Source organism: Streptomyces sp. NPDC057963 (assembly GCF_042887155.1).
GTDB lineage: Bacteria > Actinomycetota > Actinomycetes > Streptomycetales > Streptomycetaceae > Streptomyces.
Map to the genome: position 1 here is coordinate 1 of NZ_JBHVPX010000059.1, position 6,903 is coordinate 6,903.

General features: G+C 70.3%; 7 protein-coding genes. 6 read left to right on the forward strand and 1 reads right to left on the reverse strand.

Translation table 11 applies throughout. From position 1 onward, the window contains the following. Nucleotides 1-301: 301 nt before the first annotated feature. The 5 genes from fxlM (at nucleotide 302) to ACFVT1_RS40815 (ending at nucleotide 5,639) form a co-directional block, all read left to right on the forward strand. Nucleotides 302-1,786, forward strand: a complete 1,485-nt coding sequence (gene fxlM, locus ACFVT1_RS40795; protein WP_389805812.1) for a methyltransferase, FxLD system — start codon at nucleotides 302-304, stop codon at nucleotides 1,784-1,786. Nucleotides 1,787-1,935: 149 nt separating this feature from the next. Continuing rightward, complete coding sequence (locus tag ACFVT1_RS40800; RefSeq protein ID WP_389805815.1) at nucleotides 1,936-2,166, forward strand: hypothetical protein; 231 nt, start codon at nucleotides 1,936-1,938, stop codon at nucleotides 2,164-2,166. After that, nucleotides 2,163-3,122: a hydroxymethylbilane synthase gene (gene hemC / locus ACFVT1_RS40805; protein WP_389805818.1), complete on the forward strand. Its 960-nt coding sequence runs from the start codon at nucleotides 2,163-2,165 to the stop codon at nucleotides 3,120-3,122. The genes ACFVT1_RS40800 and hemC overlap by 4 nt, the downstream gene beginning before the upstream one ends. 457 nt (nucleotides 3,123-3,579) lie before the next feature. Beyond that, complete coding sequence (locus ACFVT1_RS40810; RefSeq protein ID WP_389805821.1) at nucleotides 3,580-4,434, forward strand: glycosyltransferase family 2 protein; 855 nt, start codon at nucleotides 3,580-3,582, stop codon at nucleotides 4,432-4,434. 77 nt (nucleotides 4,435-4,511) lie between these two features. Continuing rightward, nucleotides 4,512-5,639: an NUDIX domain-containing protein gene (locus tag ACFVT1_RS40815; protein WP_389805824.1), complete on the forward strand. Its 1,128-nt coding sequence runs from the start codon at nucleotides 4,512-4,514 to the stop codon at nucleotides 5,637-5,639. On the opposite strand, the gene ACFVT1_RS40820 is transcribed toward ACFVT1_RS40815, so the two are convergent. Beyond that, a complete protein-coding gene (locus ACFVT1_RS40820) occupies nucleotides 5,605-6,105 on the reverse strand; it encodes a hypothetical protein (RefSeq protein WP_389805827.1) in 501 nt (166 codons plus the stop codon). The two genes, ACFVT1_RS40815 and ACFVT1_RS40820, sit on opposite strands and share 35 nt — an antisense overlap. A gap of 71 nt (nucleotides 6,106-6,176) precedes the next feature. Here ACFVT1_RS40820 and ACFVT1_RS40825 point away from each other — a divergent pair, with 71 nt between their 5' ends. Continuing rightward, on the forward strand, nucleotides 6,177-6,812 hold the full coding sequence (locus ACFVT1_RS40825; RefSeq protein WP_389805830.1) for a phosphotransferase enzyme family protein: 636 nt from the start codon (nucleotides 6,177-6,179) through the stop codon (nucleotides 6,810-6,812). The last annotated feature ends 91 nt before the right edge of the window (nucleotides 6,813-6,903 follow it).

The following is a 6,903-nucleotide window of genomic DNA, read 5'->3' on the forward strand; positions in this document are numbered from 1 at the left end:
ATCGGCTCCGCGAGTGCTGTCTGCCATCCAGGCGCGCCGAAGGCGTCCGCGAAGCACTGCGTCTCGTGCACCACATGCCCGCGGGCACATTCCATCTCGTAACTTCACGTTCGAACCTCCATCGAGGAACCTAGCCCTTGTGATCGACGCTGGTCGATACGGCCGACGTCCTGCCTGGTACAGGACACGGCGAGACGTGCCGCCGGCCCCAGCCCGCACAGGCCCGGCCGACCCGCGCGCCGGTTCGAATCTGCTGCACTGATCGGCCGTCATCCGTGTCACCGCCTGGGAAGGCGAGCTGGTGCTGCGGGAGCCGGAGAAATTCTCACGCTGGGAGTGGCACCCCCTGCACACCCTGGCCGCCCTGGCCACCCTGGGAAGAATCTTCATGCCCTCCGCGCAGACGCTGAACGCGGTGTGGCCCGGAGCGCTTCCCGGGCTGCCGCCCATCCTTTCCTACCCGTGCGCCACCACCGTCCCGCCCGTGCCCGGAGAGCCGGCCGAGGCCACGCGGCTGCGGACCCGGATGGCTGATGCCGTGGTGGCCAAGGGGTGGGCGCCGTCCCTGCGGGTTCAGTCGGCGCTGCGGGAGGTCCCCCGGCACCGGTTCGTCCCTGAAGCCCCTCTGGAGACGGCCTACGACGACGACCTCGCCGTGCTGACGGCCAGGGACTCCTCCGGGACCGCGCTCAGCTCCGTGTCCGCTCCCTGGCTCCAGGCTGACATGATCGAGAGCCTTCAGCTGGAGCCGGGCGCGGTCGTGTACGAGGCAGGGTCCGGTGGCTACAACGCCGAGCTACTGGCCCACGTCACCGGCCCCACAGGGCAGGTCGTCACCGGCGATATCGACCCGTACGTCGTCCACCGCACCCGCCGGTTCACCGCGGAGGCGGGCAGCGGACGCGTCACCGCCTTCCAGGGCGACGCCGCCCTCGGCGCACCGGACCGCCTCGTGCCTCGCGGCGGATTCGACGGGAGCGTGATCACGTACAACGTGTGGGACATCGCCCCGGCCTGGCGCGAGCAGCTGGCCGAGCGCGGACGCCTGGTCCTGCCGCTGGAGGTGGGTGGCTACCCCCGGGCCATCACGTTCCGGCGCGCCGGGGATGTCCTGCACGCGGAGCGGTTCACGCACTGCGGGTTCATCCGCGCCCAGGGCGAGCACGCACGTGCCGTCCCGGCCGTCGACCTTCTCGGCGGTGAGCTGCGGCTCCGGTTCGAGGACGGCGCCCCCGCCCCCACCGAGGGGCTGGAGGAGGCGCTGCGCGGGCCGCGGCACGAAGTCGCCACCGGGGTGAGGATGGGCAGCGGCTTCTACTTCGGCTCGCTCCAGCTCTACGCTGCCACGACGTTGCCCGGCTTCTGCCGCCTGTCCTCCCACCGGGAGGAGGGCACCGGCGTCACCCTGATCGCGGAGGACTGTGACGCCCCGTCCATCCTCGGCGACGCCTCACTGGCCTACCTGGTCCATGTCCAGACCCGGCACGGCGACAGCCCGGCCGACAAGGAATGGGAATGGACGGTCCACGCCTTCGGGGAACAGGGGCCGCAGCTCGCCGAGCAGCTGGCAGCCACGGTGCGGACCTGGGACCGTCACGTACGTGACGGCGAAGACCCGGACCTGACCATCCACCCGGCCGGCACACCCGATCGCCTGCTGCCCACCGGGGACACGGTGGACAGACCGTGCTCGCGCATGGTGTTCCAGTGGCCGGGCCGTGACGTGCTCCTCCAGGACGACGTTGAACCCGGCGGGACACCCGCCGCAGCCCTGGAGGGCACGTGACCGTCTGGCTCAACGGCCCTGTATGTGGCGGCAAGCGAACCCTCGACGCCAACCTGCGCGAAGCGATACCCGGCGCGCGGCCGTCGCCGCCCCGGAGGGTGTCTCCGGTGCAATGCGGACCGCGCTCGCAGCGAACGCTCCTCACTCGCATGACTACCAGGACCTGCCGCCCTGGCGGACCCTGCCACGGAGCTGGTCACCGGCCCGGCCCGGCACTCCAGCGGCCCGGCCATCATGCCCATGACCTCCTCAACCCCGCATACGCGGCCGAGATGTTCACCGCGCTGCGCCGGATCGGCACCGGTGTACACCGCCTCGCCCTGCGCACCACCAGCTGGCCCACCGCCCACCCCTTCGAAAGCCGGACCACCATCACATGACCAGCACCGTCACCACCCGGCCCTTGCGGCTGGGGACCCGGCCCAGCCCCATGGCCATGGAGCAGACCGGCCGGTTCGCCGGCCTCTTCCGCGACCGCTACCCCAAGACCCCTCTGGACATCGTCACGATCACGTCCGAGGGCGACCGGCACCGCGGGCCGCTCTCCCAGATCGGTGGGAAGGGCGCCTTCACCCGGTCCGCCGACGCCCGCCTTCTCGACGGCCGGATCGAGGCGGCCATTGCGTGCGCCAAGGACCTGCCCGGCCCGCACGACCGCGCCCCTGGCATCACCGTCGGTGCGGTCCTGCCCCGCGAGGACGCCCGCGATGTCCTCGTCCTGTCCGCCGTCCACTCGCCGGCCACACTCGCCGACCTTCCGCCCGGCACCAGGGTCGGCACCAGCGCACCCCGTCGGGCGGCCCTCCTGCGCGCCCTCTACCCCGAACTGGTGCCGGTTCCGATCAGAGGCAACGCCGACACGCGGCTGTCCGGCCTCGATACCGGAGCCCTCGGTGTGGACGCCATGATTGCCGCGCTGGCCGGCCTGCGCCGCCTGGGGCTTGCCGAGCGTGCCTCGCAGATCCTCGATCCGGCCCATTGGCTGCCCGCATCGGGGGCGGGAATCGTCGTCATCGAGCACCGCGCCGACGACCCGGTCACGGGGCATCTGCTGGCCCCTGTCACCCACGGTCCTACCCGCATCATCCTGGACGCCGAGCGCGCTGCCCTGGCCGCCTTGCGCGGCAACTGTCTGACCGCCGCGTCCGTCCACGCCATCCACGACCCAGTGACCGAAAGCGTGACCGTGCACGCCGTCGTTCTCGACCCGGCCGGCGGCACCCCGATCCGAACGACCACCTCGGGCCCCGCCACCCACGCAACCCGCACCGGGCGACACGCGGGCCGGCAACTCCTCGACGAGGGTGCAACCGCCCTCTTGAGCGGCCCGTCATGACAGGACACACAGTCCCGCGGGAGCGCCCGGCGGTGTTCGCGCCACCCCCGGATCCGGCCGAGCAGGAGCGGATGCGCCGGGCTCACACTGCCGCGGCCGCCGTGCTCAACGTCCCGGCTCACGGGCCCGAGACCTGGGGGTGGCAGGGACGCACGCTCAGCCGCCCTGCGGGAGAACGCTGGTTAAAGCACGCCTTCACCGTCACCTCCCCCTGGACCGCCACCGCCGAAAGACAAGAGCAGTGACCGGCCACCCCGAACTCGGAGTGGGTAATTCCCGCTCCAAGAACCCTCAGGGATGCGGCGCACCAGCGCTGAGCCCCCTCGGCAACCGCGTACCAAGCCGCTCATCAACACCTCGTCCCGCTGTCCAGCCCCTGGCAGCCTCACCGCATCCGGAGTGAAACGCTGTGCCGCAGCACCCGCACCTCCCTGTCGTCCAAGTCGTCCTTCTGACGATGAATGACAGGCCTGAACAAGAACGTGCCGCGCAGGCCACGCTGATGGCCCAGCAAGGCGTCGATCTGCGGATCTGCGTTGTCGGCAACGGCTGTGTCCCCGACATCGTGCCTGCTGGCGCCCTCACTGTGGCCCTGGAGACCAACATCGGCGTTCCCGGCGGCCGCAACGCCGGAGGCCGCGCCCTCAACGAGGCGAGCCGGCCGGACCAGGACAGCTACCTGTTCTTCCTGGACAACGACGCCGTCCTCCCCACGGACAATGTGCTCGCCCGCCTGATCCTCGAGGCGGACCAGCATCCCGAAGCCGCCTACGTCCAGCCGCGGTTGACTGGTCCCGACAATGTGACCACGCCGCGCCGCTGGGTGCCCCGACTGCGCGCCGGCGATCCGGGCAGGTCCGGAACCATCACCACGATGACCGAGGGCGTCGTCCTCGTCCGCCGGGACGTCTTCGACGCTCTCGGCGGGTGGGAAGCCAGCCTATTTCTGTACCACGAGGGGCTCGACCTGGCGTACCGATGCTGGGCGGCGGGCTGGACCGGCTGGCACGCAGCCGGCCTTCGTATGCACCACCCGGTGACCAGCCCCGCCCGCCAAGCGCTGTTCCACCGCCTCGCCGCCCGCAACAGGATCACCGTCGCCTACCGCAACCTGCCCCGCCCTCTCATCCCCCTCTACCTGGCGAACTGGACCGCCATCACCCTGGCCCGCTCACTGCGCCACGGCGGAACCCACGAATCGCTCCGCGGCATGCGGGAAGGATGGGCACTCCGGCACGCGCAAACCCGCCACCCCATGAGCTGGCACACGGTATGGCGGCTGACGGCCGCCGGCCGGCCGCCCATCATCTGAACCCCCGCCCGTGGTTCCAGCCACACCCTCAAACACCAATGCCACGCCCCACCAACGCAACAGACGGGAGCCAGGAAATGAATTCCCCCACGCACGACGACACAGCCGCGGTACCCGAGCAGCCAAAGATGTCCCAGGAGGAGTACGCCCGGTCACGGCACGCTGTCTGGTTGGGCACAGCCGCGCTCGTGACTGACGAGCTGGGGCGTGTCCTGCTGGTCAAGCCGACCTACCGCAGGCAATGGCTGCTGCCGGGTGGCGGTGCGGAGCCAGGAGAAGGCCCCGGGCAGGTCTTCCGTCGCGAAGTACACGAAGAGATCGGGCTGTTGAGGACGCCCGGGCGGGTGCTGGCCGTGAACTGGGTCGCCCCGGGACATCCGGACGTCGCTGCGGACCTGCCGTTCCCGGGCGAGGTGCGCTACGTGCTCGACGGCGGAACGCTGACCGAGCAGGGCATCGCGGCCCTCCGCCTGCCCGCAGACGAACTGCACGGATACGAGTTTCTCGACTCCCGGGCGGCAGCCGAGCGGATGATCCCCGTGGACGCACAGAGCATGCTGGCCGCGCTGCGCGCCCGCCTGTCCGGCACGACTGCCCATCTCGACGGCGGCCTGCACGTGGGGACGGTGCCACCGCTGGACCTGTACCAAGTACACACACGGCCCCAGAAGGGACGCGACTGGCCGTGGCACCCTGACCGAGTACCCAAACGGCTTCCAGTACCTCAGGCCTGGGGCTGGCTCTTTATGCCCGACGGCCGAGTTGTCCTGGTGATCGACCCCGCTGATCCGCTGGCCGTGCTGCCCGGCGGCACGGTCGAGGCCACAGACGTGTCCCCGGAAGCCGCCCTGGTACGCGAGGCCGCCGAAGAAGCACAACTGACCCTTTCTCTGGGAAGGATCGAGCGGCTGGGATGGGTCTACGGCGCGACCGGTGCAGTCTACGGCGGCATCGGCGAGTGCGCTCGGCTGCGACTGGCCGCGCCGATCACAGCAGTCGGCCCATCCACGACCGACCCCGCCAGCGGCCGCCGGTACGCCCGGCTCCTGGCCACCCCCGAGCAGGCCGCCGCGCTTCTCGGCTGGGGCGATCAGGGCTACCAACAGGCGGCCCAAGCCGCCCGCCTGGCCCACGAGCAATGGGGCATCTCGCCCGCAGCACCGTCCCCCATCACGGAAATCCCCGCCGAGGGAATCGGATGGTGAACAGCACCACGTTCGTGCCGTGCAACACCAGTTCGCCCACGCGAGAACGCTCAATACAGTCAGCTGACCAGACCGCCCTGCGGCCACGGTTGGCGCCCGCCCACCCCGACCACCGAAAGAGGTTGTGCCCGCCGTGACGTCGTTTCTCTGTCGCCCCCACGCCGCGCAACTCGATCTGCTCGAATCGCTGAGCCGGGCCGCGCTGAGCGAGCACTACGGACTCGACGGCGACGTCGTACAGATGGAAGTCCAGCGGTACGAGGACAACGCCGTCTGGCGCGTCACCCCGCCAGGCCGCACTTCCTACGTCGCCCGCCTGTCCGTACGCGACGGCCGGACCGCCCGCCAGCAGCGCAGCGAGATGCAATGGCTGGAAAGCCTGGCTGCCTCCCGCACGGTCGCCGTCCCCGAGCCCGTCACCACCGCTGGCAGCCGTTATGTGGTCCCCGTCGAAGTCCCCGGCCATGACGAACCGTCCACCCTCTCTCCTTCACTGGCTTCCTGGCACGGCAGAGCCTCCCTACCGTCTAGCCCGGCATGGCGCAGGGGATGGGCTGCGCGACTGCCTGTGCGCACCAGCACTCCGCGACGGTTCCGCTGCTGGATTTCGATCGGCCGGTCTGGGACTCGGAGACAATCCTGTTCAAGGGGCATGCCCTCACCGATCCCACCGCACAGAAGCAGTTGGGCACCAGCGGCACCGATGCGCTCCGCAGGGTAGCCGAGTTGGTCACACCGGTCCTCCAAGAAAGCGGCCAGGACGAACGCGGACGTATCCATGGCGACCTTCACCTCGAGAACCTGCTCGCGTTGCCTGGCGGCGGCGTCGGCGTCATCGACTTCGATGACTGCGGCGTGGGTCATTTCCTGATCGATATCGCCACCGCGCTCTCCTCCGTCCACCGGATCGCGCGGAAAGTACCAGGCGCTTACGAGGAGTTCGTGCGCGCATTCCTGGCCGGCTACGCCGAGGTGCGGCCCCTGCCGACTGGCCTCGTCCGGCTCTTGGAGCCCTACCTGCTGCTCCGCGATGCCTTCATCCTCAACTTCGTCACCGCCGCAGCACCGGTCAACGCCGTCGTCGCCTCATGGGAACCGGGACGCATCGCCGGCATCGTGGCGAGCATGCAGGCGTACGCGGAGGGGCACCCCTACCCGGGCACCCTCACCTAGTACTCCAGCCGGACTTCTTCATTAGCGCTGGTCAGCGGCTTGGGTGTGGGGAGTGTAGCGGGCTGGATCGGGGGTGGGGCGGTCTTTGCCG